Origin of the sequence: Prevotella sp. C561, assembly GCF_000224595.1 — a bacterium.
Lineage (GTDB): Bacteria > Bacteroidota > Bacteroidia > Bacteroidales > Bacteroidaceae > Prevotella > Prevotella jejuni.
In genome coordinates this window covers 183323-208845 of record NZ_JH114142.1, presented here as the reverse complement: position 1 = coordinate 208845, position 25523 = coordinate 183323, and the positions used below count along the sequence as shown (strand labels likewise).

Below are 25523 nucleotides of genomic sequence, written 5' to 3'. Positions count from 1 at the left end.
CGGATTCGTTACTTACAGCGTACGTTATCAGGCAGAACGCTGTGATGGTTTGTCCGTTGAGAGGCTCATGTTTTAAGGCAAGAGGGAACAGAATTATAGAAGTAAACCACCAACTACAGCACTATAAACAAAAAGGCACGGGAACTACTGACCTCAGAAGAAGGCATCAAGCATCGAGGACGAAGGTGCATAGAACCTGAAGCTGTTTTTTGGACAAACAAAATATAATAAAGCCTATAAGAGGTTTAGGCATTTTGGAAAAGACAAGGTCAATATGGACTTTGCCTTCTTCGCTATTGCCTTTAACATAGGGAAAATGTGTAGAAAAACTAATCTCAAGGAACTAAAAGCCGTTATGGAGGTACTTTTTGTAACCTTCAGATACTCTATACAAGTTTATATAGGCTATTTAAAGCCCAATAAATCATTTTATATGAAATTAGCAGCATAGCTGCAGTAAATAACGAATTATGTCGTAGACAAGGTAAAGGAAGAACAAAAAGAGGATGTATCAATTTTGACACACCCTCCTATTTTTTATGTTTTATAAATGAATATCCAAAAGAGGATGGCCTTTACCTTTTCTCTTACTTCTAATTTACTAAGTTCTTTACAACAATCTTACTTTATACCAATATGCAATTTATTAAATCAGCGTTTATAGCACTTGCTTTGTTCTCTACGATAGGAGGAACGACTGCTTCTACAAAGAGAAATACGAATATTCAGTCTGGAACGGTTTACATTTGTACGGGACCAAAGGCAAGAAAGTATCATTCAAGCCCAAATTGTCGTGGTCTTAATAGATGCTCTGGCAGTATAAAAGGCCTTTCTGTGAGTGCGGCAAAGTCAAAAGGTTTTAGTCCATGCAGGATTTGTTATAGATAGTTTGTTTATAAACTATGTTTTAAAACATAGCAAGAAGTATGTAATATGCAGTCTTGAACCTTTATAGTTAAGTGTAAGGCAACGCTTTTTATATTCGTTCTCTACTATTTACAGCTTCTTTTTACTATGAGTATAAGGCTCTTAGTGCTATACACTACGGTTTAATTTATGATAGAATTACTTTTACGTGAGAAGAGACATTAATCTTGCTAACGTAAGAGTTGAGTGCGTCTAATAATTTTGTTTATATGTTGTTCTCTTTGAGAAATGAAAAGTTGTTTGCTCTCTTAAAAATGTAACGATATAACTATAGTAGTTTTAATTTCATTTTGCTGTCACTTTTAACACTTTGTGCAAACGTGCTACAAGTCAGTAGGTTATAAGCTATTCTCTTGTGACACGAGTGACAGGAACTTTCATTTTGAATGTTTCTTTTATTGTAGATAATCAGGGATATTGGAATGAATGTGAGAAATAGCGTATTCTGAGGCGGAGTCGCTCTTGACAGAAAGGGGCTTAGAGGTGTTTTCACAGTTACGGCACATCTTATTTTTTTCTCCATAGTAGATGAGCCACAATAGCCCTTTCTTATCATGTCATATCATCGAGCGGATACTTAGCACCAATGGTGTGGACGGTGAACACCAACAGTGCGGACGGTTATGACACGTAGAATCACTAAAGATAAGAAAACATGTTGGTTACGAAGAAGCCTAAAGGAGAACAGAAATTTACGTCATAAAGCTCTATAGTAGTATCAGTCGAAATGTCGGATGAAACAAAAAAAGGAGTGTGTCAAATGACACCCTCCCTTTTATATTAGTTTCTAAATACTAAGCCCTCGCCAAAGCAATCAATGACTACTGGTTTGTCACGATTGACAGTACCTGAAAGCAATGACTTACTGAGGTCGTTCAATACATAACGCTGGATAGCTCTCTTGACAGGTCGCGCACCGAACTCTGGGTCGTAGCCAACATCTGAAAGATAGTTGATGGCTGGGTCGGTCCATTCGAGATTGATACCTTGTGGTTCCAACATCTCCTTAACTCTTTCGAGTTGCAAACGAACAACACCACCAATCTGATCCTTTGTCAATGGCAAGAACATAATTGTCTCGTCAATACGATTGAGGAACTCTGGACGTATCGTCTTCTTCAACATATCCATTACCGCAATTTTTGCCTTGTCGATTACTTCCTCACGATTCGTATCGTTAAGATGCTCAAACTGCTGTTGGATGTATTGCGAACCAAGGTTAGACGTCATGATGATAATCGTATTCTTGAAGTTCACCGTGCGACCCTTATTATCTGTCAATCGACCATCGTCCAATACCTGTAAAAGAATATTGAATACGTCTGGATGTGCCTTCTCAATCTCGTCAAAGAGAACCACTGAGTAAGGTTTACGGCGTACAGCCTCAGTCAACTGACCACCCTCATCATAGCCTACATATCCTGGAGGCGCACCGATGAGTCGAGTTACACTGAACTTCTCTTGATACTCACTCATATCAATTCGCGTCATCATAGACTCGTCATTGAAAAGATAATCAGCCAATGCCTTTGCCAACTCCGTCTTACCTGTACCCGTTGTACCTAAGAAGATGAAGGAAGCAATAGGTTTCTTTGGGTCTTGCAAACCTGCACGTGAACGACGAACAGCGTCTGCTACGGCGGTAATTGCCTCGTCTTGACCGATGACACGCTTGTGCAACTCATCCTCCAAGTGGAGTAGTTTATCCTTCTCACTTTGTAACATTCGGGTGACAGGAATGCCCGTCCAGCGACTTACCACCTCAGCTATATCATCCGCAGTAACTTCCTCACGCACCATCGCCTCACCGCCTTGCGTTGCTTGCAACTGCTGTTGAATATTCTTGATATCATCCTCCAGTTGTTTCAAACGAGAGTAACGAATCTCTGCAACACGCTCGTAATTGCCCTCACGCTCGGCACGGTCAGCCTCATACTTGAGCTGCTCAATCTCTTGCTTGTCTTGTTGAATCTTATTCACCAATCCACGCTCGCCTTCCCACTTAGCACGGAAACTATGTTCCTGCTCTTTGAGTTCGGCAATCTCCTTGTCGAGTTGTGCAATCTTTTCCTTATCGTCTTCCCGTTTAATCGCCTCACGCTCAATCTCAAGTTGTTTCAAACGACGAGTAATCTCATCCAACTCCTCTGGAACAGAATCACGCTCCATGCGTAGTTTTGCGGCTGCCTCATCCATCAAGTCGATAGCCTTATCAGGTAAGAAACGATCTGATATATAACGCTCAGAAAGTTTTACAGCTGCGATACAAGCATCATCTTGAATACGAACCTTGTGATGGTTCTCATAACGCTCCTTCAATCCACGAAGGATAGAGATGGCGTCCAATTCGTCTGGCTCATCCACCATAACTGTTTGGAAACGACGCTCAAGAGCCTTATCTTTCTCAAAATATTTCTGATATTCATTCAGGGTTGTTGCACCGATAGCTCTCAACTCGCCACGTGCCAAAGCTGGCTTCAAAATGTTAGCTGCATCCATAGCACCTTCGCCACCACCAGCACCGACCAATGTGTGAATTTCATCGATGAAGAGGATGATATTACCATCAGCCTGCATCACTTCCTTAACCACACTCTTCAATCGCTCCTCGAACTCACCTTTATACTTAGCACCAGCCAACATCGCACCCATATCCAATGAGTAGAGTTGTTTATCTTTCAAGTTTTCTGGCACATCTCCCCGAACAATTCGCTCTGCCAAACCCTCAACAATAGCCGTCTTACCAGTACCTGGCTCACCAATGAGAATAGGGTTGTTCTTTGTACGACGAGACAGAATCTGCAATACTCTTCGAATCTCCTCATCACGACCAATCACTGGGTCGAGCTTGCCTGCACGGGCATCCTCGATAAGGTTGCGGGCATATTTCTGTAATGACTGATAATTCTCATCACCACTTTGCGACTGCACCTTCTGACCTTGACGAAGGTCGTTGATAGCTGCCGTCATCTCCTTCTCTGTGCAACCCGCATCTTTCAATATCCGACTTGCGGTGGAATTTACAGCCAACAGAGCGAGCAACATCGGTTCAATGCTCACAAACTCATCGCCCATCTTCTGCGAAATATCCATCGTGCGTTGCATTACTTGATTGGTCTCAGAAGAGAGATAAGGTTCACCACCAGATACTTTCGGTAAGTGGCTCATCTCATTCTGAATGGCACTCTCCACAGCTTGTGCGTTCACACCTAATTTCTGGAAGACGTAATTAATCACGTCCTTTCCCTTTTCCATCACACCAGCTAATATGTGTACTGGTTCAATGGTCTGCTGTCCATTTCGCTGTGCAATGTTTATCGCACTCTGAACAGCCTCTTGTGCTTTTATTGTAAATTTATCAAATGTCATATCTAATATCCTTTCTTTATTCCCTTTCCCTTGTATAGGATCAGGTATTAAGTTCTTTTTTTAATTTCTGATGACTATATATCAAATCATGTGCCCATGTCTCGTGTCTGACAAAATGACACCACTTGCAGTCAAATTGTCAGTTGGTTGTTTCTTGAAAAGGGAAGGTAAGAGAGGAGGAGAGAGTGTGCTTCTCAATGTTCAGTTCTTTTGGCGTTTACAGCATATAAATGCACAGCTATAAATAAGTATGCCCCAGAGAATATAGAAAATCCTTTCGTAAGGCATATTTGTTTGTTCCATCCAAAGATAAATGTAGTAGAGTAGGGATGATAGGGTAATTATAAGAAATGTATATTTCCTTTTTCTGCTTTTTCCATATACTGAGAATGAAAGGATAAAACTAATGACAAAGAGCAAGGAGCTATAAAGGTATAGAATACCAGTCCCTACATCGTGCCCATTCCTAAAGTTTTCTTGTACAAAGCTAACCCCAAGGATATAGATAACGGTTAAAGTTGAAATTAATATACCTTTGCTAAGTTTATTCATTAGTTTGATTGTTCTTAGTTCTTTAAGTCCTCTTTCTTTTTGCTGTAAACAAGTGCACAGTTATACGCAAGTATGCCTCAAAGAATATAGCAAAAACCTTTCATTTGGCGTTTCCATTTATTGTATCTATCGGTACAGGGTAGATATTTGGTGCCCTATAGGCTGGAGCTTGTTATTTGTTCTTCCTTATATAGGCTTCACTATTGTTAGGGTTACTTTTTTGATAATAGACGGTAATAGTGTCACCAATTTGTAGGCTTTCATATTCTCCATATCGTTTACCATTCCCTTTGTAGGTTTTCTCATCGATAGTATATAAATAAGAAAAGTAAGGAGTAGCACGAACTTTATATAGTTCATTAACTACACCTTTGGTATAAGCTGGGTCTTCAATTATTCTACTGCTCTTCCATAATTGCCACAAAGACAATCCTGTGAGTAAGATAACAATATAGACAATTGAAAGTTTATGACTTCTTTTCATTTATATAATAGATCTTTATTATTCAGACATTCTTTCATATAGTTATGAAGACGATGTGTAAACTCATAATTCTTCAGTCCCCATTTAGGTGCAATGAGCAGTTCTGGAGGACTCTGACTGACGAAACGTTCAAGAACAAGGTCGGATCTGAGAAGGCTAATGTAATCTGCAATGAGTTTGATATACTCTTCAATCGTATAGAGATGGAATGGTTTTTCGGCGTACATCTTTGCAAGACGAGTGCCGCGGATAATTTGTAACTGATGAATTTTCAGTGTTGTTAACGGGAGAGAAGAGATGATTGGTGCTTGTCTGAGGCTTTCTTCGGCATCCTCGCCAGGCAGACCAAGGATGATATGTGCTCCAACACGAATACCACGTCGGGCAGTCTCCTCAATAGCTTTACGTGCACAAGCAAAGTCGTGACCACGATTCACGAGTCGTAAAGTCGCATCGTTGCAGGTTTCCACACCATATTCAACGATGAGAAACGTTCGATGATTAAGTTCTTCAAAGTAGTCTAACAGATCTTTATTGATACAGTCAGGCCGTGTACCGATGACAAGTCCGACAACATCCTCTACTGCAAGAGCTTCTTCATAAAGCTTTTTGATATGTTCATTAGATCCGTATGTGTTTGTATAAGCCTGGAAATAAGCAAGATACTTCATATTAGGATACTTGTTAGAGAAGAATCTTTTACCATCTTCAAGTTGTTGAGTAACACTTTTACCATTGTCACAATAGGCCGGATTAAACGTTTGGTTGTTGCAATAGATACAACCACCACGTCCAATTCTCCCATCCCGATTAGGGCAGGTAAAGCCAGCGTTAACCGAAATCTTTTGTACCTTATAAGGGAACTGGGTATGCAGCCAACTCCCAAAGTCGCAATAATATTGTTCCATTCGTTTGCAAATATACAGATTATTTTATATTTTTGTGCTGTTAAAACTTGAATTTATGAAACGAATATTACTTATGTGTTTATCGGTGCTAAGTGCACTTCAGTTGACAGCTGGGGAACCTATCTCTTTGAAAGACATTACTAATGGTGCTTTTGCAACTAAGCGCATCTCTGGTGTTAATCCTTTAGAGGGGACCTCAGAATATGCACAAATCTCGTCTGATGGGCGTCAAGTGGTAAAGTATTCTTTTAAGACAGGTAACGCAACAGGGGTTATCTTCGACCTCGCTGATGCCAAGGGCGTGCAGTTAAGTTCATTTGATGACTATCAGATCTCGACAGATGGCAGTCGACTATTATTACAGACGAATACTAATCGTATCTATCGTCGTTCGTTTACAGCCGATTTCTATCTCTATGATGTTAAGACGAAGCAGTTGAAGAAATTGTCAAAGGATGGCTCTGAGCAGATTCCTACCTTCTCACCTGATGGTCGTCAGATTGCTTATGTCCATCAGAACAATATCTATATAACGGATGGTGAGAATGTGAAGCAAGTTACTACCGATGGTGAATTTAATAAGATAATCAACGGTCTACCTGATTGGGTGAACGAAGAGGAGTTTGGCTTTAATAATGCCTTGGCTTGGAGTGCGGATAGTAAGACGTTAAGTTGGATCAAATATGATGAGAGCGAGGTAAAGAGTTTTACCCTCCAGTTCTATAAAGGTTCTCATCCTACTTTTGAGATGTTTGATATCTATCCTGGTGACTACAGCTATAAATATCCAAAGGCAGGTGAGGCAAACTCAAAGGTGAGCGCTTGGTCTTACAATTTGACCGATGGCGCTGTACGTAAATACGATTTACCATTGGCTGCCGATGGTTATATTCCACGTATTAAGACAACTTTCGATGCCAATAGGATCATTGTCTATACAATGAATCGTCATCAGGACGAGCTAAATCTCTATGCTGCTAATCCGCTTACAGGTACTTGTAAGTTACTGATAAAGGAGAGTGTACCTAAGTATGTGAAGGAAGAAGCGATGGAAGGAATAAGTATTATGAAGGATTATATCCTTGTTCCTTCTGACCGTGATGGCTATATGCACCTTTATTTATATGATAAGAATGGCAAGCTTATACGCCAGATTGATAAAGGCAATTATGATGTAACAGAGATTTACGGGTATGATGCAAAGACAGGTAATACCTATTTCCAAGCAGCAGCACGTAAGCCAATGCAGCGTGAGATATATGTTGCTGATAAGTCAGGAAAGTTGACTTGCCTTTCTGCTCGTGCTGGTTGGAATGTAGCATCATTCTCTGGTGATTATAAGTATTTCCTCAACACATGGAGCGATAGCAATCATCCATACGTATTTGCCATCTATGATAACAAGGGAAAGCAAGTGCGTGAGGTCCTCAATAATGATGAGTTGCAGGCTAAGTTGGCTAAGTATGGCAATACAGGAGTTGAGTTTTTTACGTTTACGACCTCTGAGGGTGTGAAACTAAATGGCTGGATGGTGAAGCCTGCCAACTTCGATGCAACAAAGAAGTATCCTGTTATTATGCATCAGTATAGCGGTCCTGGCAGTCAACAAGTTGTCGACAACTGGAGCGTAGGGTCTATGGGTAGCGGTGCAATGTTCGACTACTACTTGACACAAAAGGGTTATATTGTAGTAACAGTAGATGGACGTGGCACTGGTGCACGTGGTGCAGCGTTCGAGAAGTGTACTTATCTGAGACTTGGCGACTTAGAGTCAAAGGATCAAGCAGAGGCAGCTTTGTGGTTGGGCAAGCAGAGTTACGTTGATGCTTCACGTATAGGAATATGGGGTTGGAGCTTCGGCGGCTTCAATACATTGATGAGTATGAGTGAGGGACGTAATGTTTTCAAGGCTGGTGTGGCCATTGCTCCACCAACAAACTGGCGTTATTATGATTCAGTTTATACTGAGCGTTATATGCGTACACCACAAGAAAATGCTGAAGGATACGCCATAAATCCTATTAATCGTGCTGAGAAGCTTCATGGAAAGCTTTTGATTTGTCATGGCTTAGCAGACGATAATGTTCATCCACAGAACACATTTGAGTATTCTGAAGCCTTAGTACAAGCCGACAAGGATTTTAAGGAGAATCTATATACAAATCGCAATCATGGTATCTATGGTGGAAACACACGTAACCATCTATTAAGACAGGTCGCTGAGTGGTTCATCAATAATTTGTAATAGATACTTTCTATAGACGAATGTTCTTGATTTTGGTTGATAGAAACCCTGGGAGTTGTAACAGACTCTTGGGGTTTCTTGCTATAATGACGCTACTTGTATGGGTTCATTAAGTCTATTGCAACTGTATGCTTGTGTTTATTAATCGCAAAAGGAAGGGATGTTCGTAAGCATATTACGGTAGATGGGAATAGTAAAGATATCTACTACTATATAATAAGGTATATAAAAAAGAAAAGCGATGGCCTTCACAGGAAATCGCTTTATTACTCAATAGGTATTAGTCTTTAAAGGTAAAAGATTGTTTTCAGGATAACAGTCACAAAGATATAGTAATTTTACGGCTTCTGCAAACTTTTAGTAGATTATTTTTTCATCAATTAGATGTGTGCGAACACATGTTCTTTTAATTTCTTTCCTAAGGCTTCAAAGCGTCTGTTTTCTTGTTTTTAAGGGCTTTCTTTAGTGTTTAGTGACGATGTGGAAATACGACATTTGAAGTTAGAATGATAAAGGTTTTTTGCGTTATTTGGGTAAGAAACTGACTTAATAATTCTTTCGTATAGCTTTCTTCTTTGTGTGATAAAATACTCGTGATGGCTCTTTTTATTAATTATAGTATCCCTTTTATTCATAATTTATCGTTAACTTTGCAAAGACATACTTTCGTCTTTACATTAAAATAAAATCAAAATCTATCATTACTACAAATATACTTGATGATGAAACAAAGGATTCTCTTAGTATTAGGTTTGTTCTTAACTGTCTTAACCGCCGTTGCAGGAGGAAGAATTAAGGTGGCATGTGTAGGCAACAGTGTTACTTGGGGTTTAACGATTACCGATAGGGAGAAGAATTGTTATCCCTCCCAGCTACAGCAGATGTTGGGAAACCAGTATGAAGTCAAGAACTTTGGGCACTCTGGCGCAACGTTGTTGAGTCACGGACATCGTCCATATATTGACCAAAAAGAGTATCAAGAGGCTTTGGACTTTAAGGCTGACTTGGTTGTTATCCATCTTGGGCTCAATGATACAGACCCACGAAATTGGCCAGAATATAGCGAGGAGTTCAATGCAGACTATATCCGTTTGATTGATAGCTTCCGTCAGGCTAATCCGAAAGCAAAGATTTGGCTTTGTCAGATGACACCTATCTTTGACCGACATCCACGTTTTGAAAGTAGTACACGTGATTGGTACAACCAGATACAACGTCATATTCGTCAGGTGGCTAAGGCCACAGGACTCCCACTCATCGACTTAAACACACCTTTATATAGTCGTCCTGACCTTCTTGCAGATGCTATTCATCCTAATGCAGAGGGTGCAAAGATTATTGCTGAGGCTGTCTATGGTGCACTGACAGGCAACTATGGTGGTCTTACTGTCTCACCGTTGTACACGGATGGCATGGTTGTTCAGCGCAACAAACCTATTGTTTTCCGTGGAATAGCTAACACAGGCGAAACAGTCAAGGTCGCTTTCAATGGTCATACGCTCTCGGCTTTGGCTGATGGGGCAGGGAAGTGGAAGGTTTCATTTCCTAAACAAGAGGCTGGTGGCCCTTATAAGGCTGTGATAAGTACAAAGAAAAAGAAACTGACGATTAAAGACATATACGTAGGAGAGGTATGGCTTTGTTCAGGACAGTCGAATATGGAGTTGCCAGTGAGTGCTGTACAGAGTAGAGAACAAGACCTCAACGAAGCAGAGAAACAGACACGTTTACATCTGTTTAATATGTCTGCTATCTATCCAACAACCTCTGTTTCATGGTCGGTAGGTGCTTGCGACTCTGTCAATCGGCATCAGTATCTACGTGTCGGTCCTTGGAGTAATTGTACACGAGCGTCTTTGAGTGGCTTCTCTGCTGTGGCTTATCATTTCGGTAAGAAATTGGCTGATAGTCTACAAGTGCCTGTTGGCATCATTTGTAATGCTGTTGGTGGTACGACCACGGAGTCATGGATTGATCGCCATACATTAGAACAGCATGTGCCTTCCAACCTTCATGATTGGTATCACAGCGATTTCGGTATGAAATGGGCACGTGAACGAGCCTTGCAGAATGTCAAGTTGAGTAAGAACCCGCTGCAGCGCCACCCCTATTCACCTGCCTATATGTTCGAGACAGGACTACTCCCTTTGAAAGGTTATGGTATCAATGGTGTTATATGGTACCAAGGTGAGTCGAATGCACATAATATGGAGCTACACGAACGTCTCTTCCCATTGTTGGAGAAGAGTTGGCGTAGTTTCTTCCATAACCCAGAACTACCATTCTATTTCGTTCAGCTTTCAAGTCTGAATCGTCCTTCTTGGCCTCGTTTCCGTGACTCTCAACGACGTATGGCATCAAAGTTACGTAACACGTGGATGGTTGTGACAACCGATTTAGGCGACTCTTTAGATGTTCATTACACAAATAAGCAGCCTGTTGGTGAGCGTCTTGCCCTACAAGCATTGAACCATAGTTATGCTTACAAGATAGAGTCTGAGGGTCCTGTCTGCCATTCTGTATCCGTAAAAGACGATGGTCTTGAACTACAATTTACGCATGCACGGTCGTTGTCAGCTCATGGTAACCATCTTATTGGGTTTGAAGTAGCAGGAGCAGATGGCGTCTACTATCCTGCAGAAGCCCAGATAACGTCGGCTAACACAGTTCTCGTTAAGTCCTCTTCTGTATCTCGCCCTGTCTCAGTTCGGTATGGTTGGCAACCTTTCACACGTGCCAACCTTGTGAATGAAGTTGGTTTACCATGTAGTACATTCCAATGGAAGATTAGACGGTAAATGCCTCAATCATGTTTCTCTCCTCATCCACAGAGAGGTATGTGATGAGTGAGGTGATCCTTATAGGGCTACTCGCAAAAGCACTTGGGTGTTTCATTTCTCATAGAGTACACAGCGATTTTAGTCTCTTTTTGTATATGGGGAAACTCAAGAAGGGTGATAGACATACAGAGATGGTAAGGCACTTTCGCTAATGTTGACTGTAATCTCTGTGCTATCTCATACTTGAACAGACCTCTGTGCGGCTCAACTTGTGAGACACAAGTCTGTGACGTTCTGTGAGAAGAATGACCGAGACATCCCTATAAGATTACTGATAAAAGACGAAGAAAGGCTAAACGTGTAAGAAGATATTGTAAATAATTATTGATAATCATTTTTCTCTCCATTTGAGAAGAGGCCAAGGATGATAAAAGAACATGTCCTTCTTTGTTTGAGAACATGCCCTTCTTGGGTGCAGAAGACGCCCTTCTTGAAGCAAGAGGGGCGTCTTCTATAATGATATTCGTAATAGGTTGATTTATTGTATGTTATAGCCTTGAGTTTAAGAGGTGATACACCCCTACATTAAGCGTATTTACCTCAATATTATGTAAAGATATTTTACGATTATATAGGCTCTTTCGAAAAGTGGAGAAGCAAGCGATAAATTCCGATGAAGATACCGAGAAGGGCAGAAGGTATGGCATATACTGTTTTTTCAAGGTAAGACTTTTGTTCTTCTAATTCGTGAGTGAGATTAATAAAGGTATTGACCTCCCGTAAGAAAGATATTTCCGAAGTTGTGAGAAGGTCGTTGGAAAGAATATTTTTATCTATGGAGAATACTTTTATCACAAATTATTATTGCGTGAATAAATATTTTATAGTACTTTTGCAGATTAGTTAAAACGGGACAATAGATAATAGATTATGGTACGGAGAATTTGTTTTCTTTCTTTACTTTCTATCCTTTTATGGAGTTGTCATTCTAAAAAAACAGAAGAGAATACGAAGGCTGTCTTCACAGCAACAACTCCAATGGTAACTAATATTAGTCTTCCTCAAAGCTATGTGGCTAACATTCAGTCATTAAGAAACATTGAGGTGCGCTCACAGCAAGAAGGAATACTACAGCAGATATACGTAGATGAGGGCCAGATGGTACGTGCCGGACAGCCTTTGTTTCGTATTGCTATAGTAGGAGAAGACGAAGAGATTGCGAAAGCAAAGTCTGCGCAGGAACAAGCTGAGATAGATTTGCAAAACACAAGTCGGCTTACAGAGAACAATATCGTATCTCCCAACGCGCGTCGAATGGCCAAAGCAAAGTACCAGTCAGCAACAGCCGATTACAAACTCGCCGTTTTACACAAACGTTTATCTATTATTCGAGCACCTTTTAGTGGTGTTTTAGGAAGAATACCACAGAAGGTTGGTAGTTTCATTCAGCAAGATGATTTGTTGACGACACTGTCAGATAACTCTAAGATGCAGGTTTATTTTAACATCTCAGAAAGCGATTACTTAGACTTACAGCAACATCCACAACTTTATATGCAGTTACCTTTGAAGTTGCTGTTGGCCAATGGCAGTACCTTCCCAGCCAGAGGAAGCATAAAAGACATATCAGGACAATTCGATAATGCGACAGGAACGATATCTGTTCGTTCGCTCTTTGCTAATCCACAAGGCTTACTACGTAACGGACAGTCGGGAACTGTACAGCTACTTGTACAGAAGAAGAATGCTATCGTTATCCCACAAGAAGCTGTCTACGAGTTGCAAGACCGCAAGTATGTGTTCGTCGTTGATAAGAATAACGTTGCTCATCAACGCCAGATACAGATTTCAGCTGAGTTGACAGGAGTCTATGTCATCTCATCAGGCCTTACAGCGTCAGACCATTATCTAATTGATGGTATACAGAAAGTGAATGATGGCGACCACGTGCATACTCGCTTCGTGACACCACGACAATCAATAAAGTCAAACGAAATCGCTATTCAATAAATGTTCAAGATATTTATTCGTCGACCGGTTCTATCTATTGTGGTAGCACTGGTCATTGCTTTTATTGGTGTTCTGTCTTTGTTTAATCTTCCGATTACGCAGTTCCCTTCTATCTCACCACCTAAGGTAAACGTAGTTGCTGATTATCCAGGAGCAAACAATGAGTTGTTGATTAAGTCAGTGATTATACCATTGGAGCAAGCCTTGAATGGTGTTCCTGGTATGAAATATATAGAGAGCGATGCTGGAAACGATGGTGAAGCAGAGATAAACGTCGTCTTCAAATTAGGTACTGACCCTAATGTAGATGCCGTAAACGTACAAAACCGTGTTTCAGCAGCTACGAATAAGTTGCCGCCTGAGGTCATACGAGAGGGTGTTAAAATCTCACGTGAGGAACCAAACATCCTTATGTACATTAATCTCTATAGCGATGATCCAAGTGTAAACCAAGATTTCTTATTCAACTACTTTGATATCAACATCTCTCCAGAGCTGTTGCGTGTAGATGGAGTGGGCGACCTTGATATTCTTGGTACTCGTAGTTATGCTATGCGTGTATGGTTGCATCCAGATAAGATGGTAGCATACGGCTTGTCAACGGATGATGTCAGTGATGCGTTGGAAGACCAGAACATAGAGGTCTCACCAGGTAAGTTAGGTGAGAGTGGCGGTATACGTCCACAGGTGAAGGAGTTTGTCTTGAAATATCCAGGCCGTTACACCACTGCAGAAGAGTATGGGAATATCATCATCAAAAGTAATGCGAACGGTCAAGCCGTTCGATTGAAAGATATTGCCGACATACATCTTGGCAGTGAAGTCTATGATATCTATTCAACGCTCAATGGTCGTCCGTCAGCAGCTGTGACGTTGAAACAAGCATACGGAAGTAATGCAAGCAACGTCATAAAGCAAGTCAAGCAGGTGATGACTCGCCTTCAGAAAGACATGCCAAAGGGTATGCATTATGAGTATAGTTATGACATAAGTCGCTTCCTTGACGCAAGTATAGATAAGGTAGTCCATACATTGTTTGAAGCCTTCATACTTGTAGCCCTTGTTGTGTTCGTCTTCTTGGGTGATTGGCGTTCGGCTGTAATACCGATTATGGCGGTCCCAGTGTCCTTATTGGGTAGTTTCATTGCGATGCTTGTTTTCAACATCACACTCAACATGATATCGTTGTTTGCCCTTGTAATGGCGATTGGTATTGTTGTTGATGATGCTATTGTGGTTATAGAAGCCGTGAATGTAGAGATATCGCGCAATAAATTGACACCTGTTGAAGCAACGGAGAAAGCAATGAAAGAGATTAGTGGTGCCATTATTGCTATCTCTCTTGTTATGGCTTCCGTGTTTATTCCAGTGGCATTCATGGGAGGCCCAGAAGGTATGTTCTATCGTCAGTTCTCTATAACGATGGCATCCAGCATTCTCTTCTCAGGTTTTGTGGCACTGACCTTGACGCCTGCTCTCTGTGCGCTCATCCTCACAAAGGAGCAAGAGAATCATGTCAAGTTAGGATTTATAGGTAGATTATTGCAACGCTTCAATGCTCAGTTTAATGTTGGTAGTAAGAAGTATGCACACGTCTTACAACATACTGTGAAGCATAAGGCTTTCACGATGATTGCTGTTCTCGTTTTCTGCGGTCTTGCTTATTGGGTTAATCTCGGGCTTCCTTCAGGCTTCATCCCTCAAGAAGACCAAGGAATGATTTACGCAGTCATTGAGACACCACCAGGCTCAACGATTGAACGAACAAATGAGGTTGCTCGTCAGTTGTTAGCAATAGCGGAGAAAGAGGAAGGAGTAGAGAGTGTTTCTTCACTTGCGGGATTTGAGATTCTTTCTGAAGGAACAAGTGCGAACTCTGGTAGTTGTCTTATTAACTTAAAGGACTGGAAGCATCGTAAGCGTACAGCAAAGGAGATTATCGAAGACCTCGAAGATAAATGTAAGGTGATAACGACAGCCAATATTGATTTCTTCGAACCGCCTTCAATTCCTGGCTATGGCGCTGCCAGTGGTTTTGAGCTACGATTGCTTGATAAGACAGGTAATAATGATTATCACGAGATGGAGCGTGTGAGCAAAGACTTTGTCCGTCAGTTGAACAAGCGTCCAGAGATAGGAAATGCCTTCACGTTCTATTCTGCAAGCTTCCCGCAGTATATGCTCAATGTCAATGATGCCATGGCATTACAGAAGGGAGTTGAACCCGGTAAAGCTCTCAACAGTCTTTCTATATTAGTAGGTTCTGATTATCAGACGGGATTTATCAAGTTTGGTAAGCCTTACAAGGTTATTGTTCAGGCAGCACCTCAGTATAGAGCTTTCCCAGAAGACCTGCTTCATCTTTATACAAAGAATGATGCGGGAGAGATGGTACCCTATTCTGACTTTATGTCACTCAACAAGACCTATGGTATGAGTGAGATTACACGTCATAATCTCTATAACTCTTCAGAGGTGACAGGTGCTCCGGCACCTGGTTACTCAAGTGGTCAGGCACTAAAAGCTATCAGTGAGGTAGCCCAACAGTCGCTCCCTAAAGGATATGACTATGACTGGGCAGGAATATCAAAGGACGAGGTAGATCAAGGTAACACGGCAATTATCATCTTTATTGTGTGCTTAGTTTTCGTCTACTTAATCTTAGCAGCACAGTATGAGAACTTCTTACTCCCACTGCCAATTATCATCTTCTTACCAGTGGGTGTGTTTGGAGCATTCTTATTGTTGAAGCTGTGTGGGTTAGAAAACAATATCTATGCACAGATAGCATTGGTCATGCTTATCGGACTCTTGGGTAAGAATGCGGTGTTGATGGTAGAATACTCCGTACAAAGAAAGAATATGGGACAGTCCATTGCACAAGCTGCTATAGAAGGTGCTGTGGCACGTTTCCGTCCAATTCTTATGACCAGTATTGCGTTTATAGCCGGACTTATCCCGCTCGTCTTTGCTACTGGCGCTGGTGCTATTGGTAATAAGACCATTGGAACGGCAGCTGTGGGTGGTATGATGATAGGAACCATGTTCGGATTGGTTATTATTCCTGGTCTTTATTATATCTTTGCTTCAATGGCCGATAAGATTGTGCATTATCAAAAGGATAAACCTTTAAGCGAAGAGAAAGATAAACGATATCATAAAGAAGTAACGAATGATGATGAAGAAGAGAAATAACAAGTGTCTCGCCTATGGTCTCATGACACTTATATCATTGTTGGGCGTGGTTGCTTGTAAGACTCCACAAGCAACATTGCCAAACGATACAGTAAAGGCTTCTATGCCTGTTGCTACAGCTGATACAGTGACGGCTATACCCCTATGGCGCGACTTCTTTAAAGATCCAACGCTATGTGCACTGATAGATACAGCGCTCGCAAATAACCAAGATCTTAAAATAACGCTTCAAGAGATGGCCATTGCTAAAAGCAATATCTTGGCGAAGCGTGGACAGATGTTGCCTTCAGTTACGGCTAATGTTGCTGCCGGTGCATCTAAGGCGGGCCGATATACAGCAGAAGGAGCTGGTAATGTGGGTACGGAGATTACGCCAGGACATAATGTGCCAAATGTTGTTCCTGATTTTGCACCTAATCTACACTTAGATTGGAGTGTCGATTTATGGAACCAACTTAATAGTACGAAGCGTGCAGCTGTTGAACGTTATCTTGCGTCAGAAGAAGGACAAAGGACAATAAAGAGCCAACTCGTTGCTGATGTGGCTGAGAACTATTATGCTTTGTTAGCACTTGATAATAAGTTGGATATTATGCAGCAGTATATTGCTTTACAGAAGAAAGCTGTACAAATAGCACGTGTTCAGAAAGAGGCGGATGCTGATACCCAGTTAGCTGTTGAGAAGTTTGAGTCTGAACTGGCTAAGGCTTCTGCTGAAGAGTATCAACTTCGACAGGCTATCACTGAGACAGAGAACAATCTGAATTTGCTTTTAGGTAGATATCCTACTCCTATTATGCGTAATAAGAATGTCTTGATGGAACAGTCATTGCCTAATACGTTGCAAGCAATCCCTGCAAGTCTACTACTACATCGGCCTGACATTGTTGCTGCTGAGCACCAACTTAGGGCTGCCAAATGGGATGTCGAAGCTGCACGAAAGGCTTTCTTGCCTTCTCTCAATATCTCTGCATCTTTGGGACTTGACGCTTTTAATCCTAAATACTTGCTTCAGCTGCCTAAGTCATTAGCCTTCAGTGTGGTGGGGGGATTGACGGCTCCGCTGATTAATAAGAAAGCTATTCAAGCAAACTTTGACCAAGCTAATGCATTACAATTGGAGGCTTTATATAATTATGATAAGACCTTGCTCACAGCTTACAGCGAAATGTCTACTTTGCAAGCCCGTGCACGTAACTTGGCTCAATACCAAGTGTTGAAGAAGAAACAGAATGATGCTTTGACCAGAGCCGTCTCCGTCTCTCAACAACTCTACAATTATAATCGTGCTACCTACTTAGAGGTTCTTGATAGTGAGCGCGACCAACTTGATTGCCAGGTAGAACTTGTTGATACACAACTGCGACAACTGTCAACGCTTATTGACCTCTATCGGGGTTTCTTCTAAGCTGCATCAGTCTGTTGAACGCTCATAAGATGCGAGAGAGAGGCAAACAGACTTTTTGAAGTTGCTGTCATTTCTGTCATCACATACTCCTGTTTATATGATTGGATATGAAGCTTTTACGCTAAATGTTAAAAATGACAGCAACAGAAAATAAAAATAAATTAGGGGTTTGTAGGTACTGATAGTGTTACTTTACATTGATGAATAATCATTGTGTGGCTTTGTTTCTATATCTCTCATCGATGTTTATAAAGAAGTGTATATTTGTCATTGGGGGTAGTCTGCTTTATTACTAATTATTCTTCAATTTATCATGAGATTTGATAGTAATAATGTATTTGCAAGATAATACAAAGCACTGCGTTTGTAGCTATTGAGATTTATAGCTGACAATAAGATTTTGATGAAGAGAAAGTACAGCATTGTTGATGTAGCTACAATCTAAATTGTCTTTTGAAAGGTATAGGGAAAAGGATTTCTTCAGTCTCCTTTGAAGTAAGATATTAGCACATGTAAGCAGGGGAAGAATAGTACTGCGCCATTAGCGTAGGTCTTAAAGGTGTTTGAAAATTAAGATTAGGACAGTAAGGTGGATAAATCAAAGTCTAAATAGATTGACGTAATGGGCATTTATAGTATATCAGGATTTTTGACGATATGTCTGGTTTGCTATCTCTTCTACTGTTTAAGACGATTACAAAGCAAAAAGTCTTCGACCATTTCTGCTGCTTGTATCCTCTTATGTCTTCTACTTTTGGGTATTACTGGATTATTTTACAGTCCTTTAGAAGGAATAAATTATATTGTAATAGGCATTATCATGATATGGGTTTGTGCCAAGTCTCATCATTCTGGGGGAGGTGGTGAATATATGTATATGAGAGGCTGGCTTGCTGCTATTGTGTCACTGATATATGGTATATTAAAGGTACTGGGCATGTTATAAGTGAACTGTTAGTGGTATAAATATCTTTATACGGGTTGAAAACAGAAATCTATCATCTGACAAGAAGCTCTTGTATAATGCGACATTATAGGTTCTACGCACAAGGATTTTGGTAAATAGTTTATGAGGTATAGCACTAAACGATGCTTATAAATTGCCCACATGTTTGTGAAAAATGATAAGTAAAGAATAAGATAATGAGGTTCTTAAGACATATAGTCCCAATATTGATTATTTTCTCTTTAATCAGTTGTAGAACAAGTCATCTACAACAAGAAACCCCTTTGATAATCTCCAATAGCGATATTCATTATGATTATACCGCTGGAGTATATTTCCCAAGTGTATTCCTCAGAGGTAGGGTAGAGAAGTATATATGTCATAATTTCTCATGGAGGAGAGCTGGATATGTATATAAAAAATGGTGTACAGGGAGAGAGTGTTGTTCAGTTTGATTATGATGCATCAGACAATAAGATAAAAGATGTACGAGTGTTAATGTCTACCAATATTTTGTCTGTTGATGAAGAGCTTATCCACAGTGTAGGCGCAATTCGTTTCGTTAATGCTATAAAGGGCGATAGAAAGGTAATCGTTAGGTTCTTGTTGCGCATAAAATATAATGAATTTGGAAAATAAGTGATAGAAAGAATCCCATCTTAAATCTCTTTTTGTCATTTATGTCCGATTGAATTATGATTATATCCGCCTTAGTGTAAGTTCCATGAATAGGATAGGGGATGTGGCAGAAAAGAAGGGTCAGTAAGGATTGTAAGGCCCTTGAATGAATGAGAAGTCTTTCAACTGTATTTGAGTAATGGGATATAAAAAAGAGAATAACGATATAGTTACTCTCTTATCTTACTTTAGTGATCCGCATGGGGCTCGAACCCATGACCCCAACATTAAAAGTGTTGTGCTCTACCAGCTGAGCTAGCGGATCTCCCTGTGCTCTTATTAAAAGCGAGTGCAAAGGTAGTGAGAATTTTTGATAACACCAAATTATTTATAACTTTTCTTGCCTCTTTAAGCAGTAAATAGATGAAATATACTGATTTGAGGCGTTTGATAATTAAGTATCTGATGTACTAAGGTCCATTGATATTAATAAAAAGCGAAAGAGGATATGCCTCACGACATATCCTCTTCTATGTTCTTAGTCATTTTATTATTTGAGCCTCTTGTCGGATTCGAACCAACGACCCCGAGATTACAAATCACGTGCTCTGGCCAACTGAGCTAAAGAGGCGGGGGTGGACAAGCGATTCCTATCGCACCGCTACAACCTTCTGCCCTTGCTCCGTTCCCGTCCTGGGGGATTCAAAGGGAGCTGGTCGTAAGAGACTTGTCCGTGTTGTGCTTATCACAAATAAGCGAGTGCAAAGATAGTGATTTATTTTTATACCAGCAAGGAGACGTTAATACAATTTCTGTTTTTTAACAAAAAAATTAAATTTAATAGTGTCCTACATTATTTATAATAAATAATACGTACTTTTGTAACATGATTCATGAAGATTACAAACAGTTGACTGCATACGCTCGATATGATGGTATTTATCTTGCTATCATTTGGGCGGCAAGTTTTGCTTGTCTTTTAGGTATAGAGGCATTACCAGTTTTGGCGCAATTTAGTTTTTTACTTATTCTTTCGACCCCTTTCTTCGTAGCTTATCGATTGAAGATATTTCGTGAAGAAGGGCGTAAAGGCGTTATATCTTTCCGTCGTAGTCTGTTCTATTGTCTACGTGTTTTTTTCAATGCAGCCATTATCTTTAGTTTTTTGCAGTGGTTGTATATGCGTTTCTTAGACAATGGAAAGCTACTCATGATGTTCAGTAATATCTATTCGAGTGCGGAAGGGAAAAAGACACTTACTGCTATGGGTTTCTCGTATAATCAGTTTATGGCGATATTACCAGATGTTTTACAACCTTATTCTATAGCTTCCAGTACTTTTATCACGGCGGTATTGTTTGGAGCAATTTGTTCGTTATTGATAGCTGGTGTCATGTCTAAGAATGTTAAACGCCAATAGTTATAAGATTATTAGGTAAATGGATGATAGATATTATAGGTCATAATCCTTATCTTTCAGTCTGAACTCCTAAATACTAAATTGATAATAGAAAATTCCTAATACATAATATGGATATATCAGTAATTGTTCCTCTTTACAATGAGGAGGAAAGTCTCCCCGAATTATACGCTTGGATTCAGCGTGTCATGAAAGCTAATGGCTTCACTTATGAGGTTATTTTTGTCAATGATGGCTCTAAGGACAAGAGTTGGGACGTCATTGAAGATCTGCATCGTAAGGATGCTGAACATGTGCATGCAATCAAGTTCCGTCGTAACTACGGTAAGAGTCCAGCACTCTATTGTGGCTTTAAGGCAGCGAAGGGTGATGTTGTTATTACAATGGATGCCGATTTACAAGACTCTCCTGATGAGATACCAGAGCTTTACAGGATGATCATGGATGAGAAATACGACCTTGTAAGCGGCTATAAGCAGAAACGTTATGACCCATTAACCAAGACTATCCCTACAAAACTATTCAATGCGACAGCGCGTAAGATAAGTGGAGTACACAACCTGCACGATTTCAATTGTGGATTAAAGGCCTATCGCAGTGATGTAGTGAAGAATATTGAGGTCTATGGGGAGATGCATCGTTATATTCCTTACCTTGCCAAGGAGGCAGGCTTCGCACGTATTGGAGAGAAGGTGGTGCATCATCAGGCACGAAAGTATGGTAAGTCAAAGTTTGGTATTAATCGTTTCTTCAATGGTTATCTTGACTTATTGACCCTTTGGTTCCTTACCAACTTTGGTAAAAAGCCAATGCACGTTTTTGGTTTGATGGGTTCTTTTATGTTCTTCATCGGTTTTATCGCTTTTCTTTGGCTAATTGTTGAGAAGATTATAATGCTTCTTGGAGGAGAATATGGCGACTTACTCTCAAATCATGCATCCTTCTTTATAGCCTTGGTAGCGATGATATTAGGTACACAACTATTCCTTGCAGGATTCATAGGCGACCTCATAAGTCGTAGTAATCCAAGGAGAAATGACTATCAGATAGAGAAAGAAATGTAGGATGATAAGCCTTGCTTTTAAGCAGTTAACAAATTACAATGATGAACTACAGAAAGATTAAGCATGTATTGAGCAAAGTCTTCATGTGTATTACCTTCTTAGGAGGAATGGTATGGATGAGTTCTTGTTCTGATATTGACTGTCCTGTAACCAATGGTGTATGGTCAAATTATGTTGTAAAGGGTGATACTTTGCACGATACACTTACTATATCAGCCATTCGAGAGAATAAACCTGATACGGTACTACTGAACAAACAGGTAAACACAACAAAGTTTAGTCTTCCTATGAGTTATAATGGAGAAAAAGATAAGCTTCGTTTTGTATTTACAAGTAAGGCTGGAGTGACAACTATAGATACGGTTACGATATCAAAAACCAATATAAGTCATTTTGAAAGTATAGATTGTTCGCCAACTTTCTTTCATACACTCACAGCTATTTCAGCAAAGGGAACACGTGTGAAGAAGGTTGATATTAATAATCCAAACGTTGACTATGATGGTACGAAAGAACATATATTTATCAGTTTTACTAATCCTTAATGTACTGTTGCTATCTACTTCGACGGTAGCCAATGCCCAGCGTCGTCCATCACTACCAAAGGTCAAAGAAGATAGTATCCCCTTTTTCAGGGGAGTAGCTGTGGGTGCCGACCTTGTCGGACCCGCTATGCGTTGGCTTGCCTCATACGGTCAGTATGAGGGAATATTACGTGTTAATCTGAAGGATAGGTATTATCCCGTGATAGAAGTGGGTGTTGGTCAGGCTGATAAGACGGACGAAACAACAGGGACAACCTTCAAAACAATTGCACCCTACGGTCGTGTGGGTTGTGATTTTAATATGTTAAAGGATAAACATGACACTTACCGATTCTTAGTAGGCGGTAGAGTGGGGTACACATCATTTAAGTATGATGTACTTAGTCCTGGTATTCTTGACCCTATTTGGGGCACTCAGTCCACTTATGGTAATCTTGGTAATAAAGGACGTCAGCTTTGGGCCGAGCTTGTTGGTGGTGTAGATGCTAAGATATGGGGGCCTATTCGTATGGGGTGGAGCGTCCGTTATAAGCTTCGCCTTGCTCGTAAGATGAGCGAAATAGGCGAACCTTGGTATGTTCCAGGTTATGGTCGTAGTGGTTCATCACAGCTTGGTGCTACCTTTAATGTTCTTTTTGAATTATAATAAGATAAGTTGTTAGAAATAAGAGATATATCTTTAGATGTCTCAATAGCATCTTCATGTGATCATCAAGAGGGTTTGTTGTTCATGTGTTAAGGGTATTGTTCTTTATTTCTAACATGAGTATTGATACTAAATTAATATAAAACAGGAGATGAATAAGAAGAGATTATATTGGCAGATACCATTCCTTTTGATGCTAATCATTGGGTCTATCGTCATTGTTAGCTATCAACATTCAATGCCTTACCAGCACAACAAGGGGTTTATCTTTGGTACTACCTATAATATTACCTATCAAAGTGATGAAGATCTCCAGCCACAGATAGAGGCAGAACTTAAGAAGGTTAATCAGACCTTCTCAACGTTTGAACCCAACTCAATGATTTCCTTGATTAATCAAAATAAGCCTGTAAAGGTAAATGAGATGTTCAGAGAGGTCTTCACACTTGCTGAAACGGTTTCAAAAGAGACTGATGGCGCATTTGATATTACTGTTGCACCGATGGTTAATATGTGGGGCTTTGGATTTAAGACGGGTCAACATCCATCTAAACAGGCTATCGACAGTCTTCATCAAATTGTTGGATATAATAAGGTGAAGTTGGTTGGTAATACCATTCAGAAGGATAACAAACGTATTATGTTAGATTGTTCTGCTATCGCAAAAGGCTACGGCTCAGATGTTGTTGCCCGTTTCCTGCGTCGCAATGGGGTAGAGAACTTTATGGTAGAGATAGGTGGCGAGATTGTTACGAAGGGTAATAGCGAGCAGCGTTTACCATGGAAGATAGGTGTAACAAAGCCGACGGATGATAGTTTGAATACCAATCAAGAGATTCAGACGGTACTGAATGTTACAGATAAAGCCATGGCAACGAGTGGAAATTACCGTAATTTTTATTATAAAGGAGGTAAGAAGTATGCTCATACCATCGACCCTAAAACAGGTTATCCAGTACAACATTCTCTTCTCTCTGCCACGGTCTTAGCCAAGAACTGCGCTACTGCTGATGCCTATGCTACCTCGTTTATGGTGGTGGGAGTTGAGAAAGCGCGCAAATTACTTGATCGTCATCCAGAATTGATGGCCTATTTCATTTATTCTGATGCGAAAGGTAATCTGAAAACATGGTACAGTCCTTCTATGAAAGGGAAATATGTAGAATAAGTCATATTCGCTTTCTCTTTTGAAAGCGAATATGTATTATCTTTTAAGGTCAATGCTTCAGCTCTACGATAAACTTCTCGAACTACCACTTTTCATCGGTATTAGTACGGATGAATTGGCTGATATCGTAGGACAAACAAAGTTTGGATTTTATAAGTTAGTGGCCGATAAGTCGCTTGTCAGTACGGATGATAAATGTACACATCTCTTTTTTCTGATGAGTGGAACACTCCGTGTGGTTAGTCATGCGGATAATTATTGTTATCGAATAGAAGAAGAATTGTCGGCTCCTGCCGTTATCCAGCCTGAACATCTCTTCGGTCTTATGCAAAGATACACAAAGGACTTCACGGCACAGACCGATTGTAGTCTCTTGTCATTGGATAAGACTGAGGTATTACGTCTGCTTGATAACTACCTTATCTTCCGTCTTAACCTCCTCAATAGTATATCTATGCAAGCACAGCGAATGAGTCGTATTCCATGGCGTCAGCAGCCTATCGATATTCGTCAACAGTTTGTAAGTTTCCTGCGCCTACGTTGTCTTACTCAAGCTGGTAAGAAGGTGTTGAGGATAAGGATGGAGGATCTTGCCATAGAGTTACACCAGAGTCGCCTAAATGTTTCTCGAATGCTTAACACTTTGCAGCGAGAAGGATTCTTAACGATGAGTAGAGGGATTATTACAATCCCACAGTTGGAGACTCTACGAACGTAATCTTTCCTCGAAATCGGCATAGATTACTATGTTCTCTATTATCCTTTGTTTGTCCCATTCAGCTTTTTGATGGATGTTTCAAACAGTTCTTATAGTCTTAGTGGACGCTATTTGTGTGTGAAACCTTGTGTCTGTCTGTGAGAAAATGAGCACACTCTATTACATTGATAAGTATCTCCCTGTCTACAGCCCATCAATCTATCCATACTTCTGGAGAGTTGGTAAATCTGTAAAAAATCATTACATTATATGAAGCTAAACACCTTTAAAATAGGAGTATATTGTTTCTTAAAACAGAGGTTGTAACCTACAATAAATCAGTATGTTATAAACAGCTTTGAAGAAGACGCCTTTCATGTTTCAAGAAGGGCGTCTTCAACGTGCAAGAAGGGCATGTTCTTGAATGCAGTAAGGCCTCTTCTTGTTTCTTCCTCGGCCTCTTTTCAAATGGAGCGGGGATTGCTTATTGAAATAACTCAACAAATTTAGCTTATACAAATAGCGTTCTTTCTTCTTTTAT

15 protein-coding genes, 2 tRNA genes and 1 pseudogene are annotated in these 25523 nt (G+C 40.3%); 13 read left to right on the top strand and 5 right to left on the bottom strand.

The window, feature by feature from the left end; translation table 11 throughout:
• A pseudogene (locus tag HMPREF0666_RS17910) lies at positions 1 to 451 on the top strand (transposase); the annotation flags it as partial.
• Between the two features lie 1256 nt (positions 452 to 1707).
• Here HMPREF0666_RS17910 and clpB read toward each other — a convergent pair.
• The 3 genes from clpB to HMPREF0666_RS05155 form a co-directional block, all read right to left on the bottom strand.
• The gene (gene clpB, locus HMPREF0666_RS05170; RefSeq protein ID WP_009011284.1) at positions 1708 to 4296 is read right to left on the bottom strand and encodes an ATP-dependent chaperone ClpB; all 2589 of its coding nucleotides are present in this window, start codon (positions 4294 to 4296) and stop codon (positions 1708 to 1710) included.
• Between the two features lie 724 nt (positions 4297 to 5020).
• Positions 5021 to 5332, bottom strand: coding sequence for a DUF3592 domain-containing protein (locus tag HMPREF0666_RS05160; RefSeq protein WP_009011282.1), 312 nt, complete (start codon positions 5330 to 5332; stop codon positions 5021 to 5023).
• Positions 5329 to 6240: a TIGR01212 family radical SAM protein gene (locus HMPREF0666_RS05155; RefSeq protein WP_009011281.1), complete on the bottom strand. Its 912-nt coding sequence runs from the start codon at positions 6238 to 6240 to the stop codon at positions 5329 to 5331. The genes HMPREF0666_RS05160 and HMPREF0666_RS05155 overlap by 4 nt, the downstream gene beginning before the upstream one ends.
• 55 nt (positions 6241 to 6295) lie before the next feature.
• Between HMPREF0666_RS05155 and HMPREF0666_RS05150 the strand changes: the two genes are divergently transcribed.
• From HMPREF0666_RS05150 to HMPREF0666_RS05125, 6 genes are all read left to right on the top strand, one after another.
• Positions 6296 to 8485: a S9 family peptidase gene (locus tag HMPREF0666_RS05150; protein ID WP_009011280.1), complete on the top strand. Its 2190-nt coding sequence runs from the start codon at positions 6296 to 6298 to the stop codon at positions 8483 to 8485.
• A 722-nt stretch (positions 8486 to 9207) separates the two neighbouring features.
• On the top strand, positions 9208 to 11283 hold the full coding sequence (locus tag HMPREF0666_RS05145) for a GDSL-type esterase/lipase family protein (protein ID WP_009011279.1): 2076 nt from the start codon (positions 9208 to 9210) through the stop codon (positions 11281 to 11283).
• Positions 11284 to 12195: 912 nt separating this feature from the next.
• The gene (locus tag HMPREF0666_RS05140; RefSeq protein ID WP_009011278.1) at positions 12196 to 13275 is read left to right on the top strand and encodes an efflux RND transporter periplasmic adaptor subunit; all 1080 of its coding nucleotides are present in this window, start codon (positions 12196 to 12198) and stop codon (positions 13273 to 13275) included.
• On the top strand, positions 13276 to 16470 hold the full coding sequence (locus HMPREF0666_RS05135) for an efflux RND transporter permease subunit (protein ID WP_009011277.1): 3195 nt from the start codon (positions 13276 to 13278) through the stop codon (positions 16468 to 16470). It abuts the gene before it with no gap.
• Positions 16448 to 17878: a TolC family protein gene (locus HMPREF0666_RS05130; RefSeq protein WP_009011276.1), complete on the top strand. Its 1431-nt coding sequence runs from the start codon at positions 16448 to 16450 to the stop codon at positions 17876 to 17878. The genes HMPREF0666_RS05135 and HMPREF0666_RS05130 overlap by 23 nt, the downstream gene beginning before the upstream one ends.
• A gap of 1354 nt (positions 17879 to 19232) precedes the next feature.
• Positions 19233 to 19463, top strand: coding sequence for a hypothetical protein (locus HMPREF0666_RS05125; protein WP_009011274.1), 231 nt, complete (start codon positions 19233 to 19235; stop codon positions 19461 to 19463).
• A 231-nt stretch (positions 19464 to 19694) separates the two neighbouring features.
• On the opposite strand, the gene HMPREF0666_RS05120 is transcribed toward HMPREF0666_RS05125, so the two are convergent.
• Positions 19695 to 19767: transfer RNA gene (locus HMPREF0666_RS05120), tRNA-Lys, on the bottom strand.
• 232 nt (positions 19768 to 19999) lie between these two features.
• A tRNA-Thr gene (locus tag HMPREF0666_RS05115) sits at positions 20000 to 20073 on the bottom strand.
• 255 nt (positions 20074 to 20328) lie between these two features.
• On the opposite strand from HMPREF0666_RS05115, the gene HMPREF0666_RS05110 reads away from it, so the two are divergent.
• The 6 genes from HMPREF0666_RS05110 to HMPREF0666_RS05085 all read left to right on the top strand — a co-directional run bounded on the left by HMPREF0666_RS05110 (position 20329) and on the right by HMPREF0666_RS05085 (position 25003).
• Positions 20329 to 20862 carry a DUF4199 domain-containing protein gene (locus tag HMPREF0666_RS05110; protein WP_009011273.1) on the top strand — a complete coding sequence of 178 codons (534 nt, stop codon included), beginning with the start codon at positions 20329 to 20331 and terminating at the stop codon, positions 20860 to 20862.
• 110 nt (positions 20863 to 20972) lie between these two features.
• Complete coding sequence (locus HMPREF0666_RS05105; protein ID WP_009011272.1) at positions 20973 to 21926, top strand: glycosyltransferase family 2 protein; 954 nt, start codon at positions 20973 to 20975, stop codon at positions 21924 to 21926.
• Positions 21927 to 21967: 41 nt separating this feature from the next.
• Positions 21968 to 22471 carry a DUF6452 family protein gene (locus tag HMPREF0666_RS05100; RefSeq protein ID WP_009011271.1) on the top strand — a complete coding sequence of 168 codons (504 nt, stop codon included), beginning with the start codon at positions 21968 to 21970 and terminating at the stop codon, positions 22469 to 22471.
• Positions 22425 to 23117, top strand: coding sequence for a DUF6048 family protein (locus tag HMPREF0666_RS05095; protein WP_009011270.1), 693 nt, complete (start codon positions 22425 to 22427; stop codon positions 23115 to 23117). Before HMPREF0666_RS05100 ends, HMPREF0666_RS05095 begins: the two co-directional genes overlap by 47 nt.
• A 151-nt stretch (positions 23118 to 23268) precedes the next feature.
• On the top strand, positions 23269 to 24285 hold the full coding sequence (locus HMPREF0666_RS05090) for an FAD:protein FMN transferase (protein ID WP_009011269.1): 1017 nt from the start codon (positions 23269 to 23271) through the stop codon (positions 24283 to 24285).
• 52 nt (positions 24286 to 24337) lie between these two features.
• Positions 24338 to 25003 carry a Crp/Fnr family transcriptional regulator gene (locus tag HMPREF0666_RS05085; RefSeq protein WP_009011268.1) on the top strand — a complete coding sequence of 222 codons (666 nt, stop codon included), beginning with the start codon at positions 24338 to 24340 and terminating at the stop codon, positions 25001 to 25003.
• Positions 25004 to 25523: the final 520 nt, after the last annotated feature.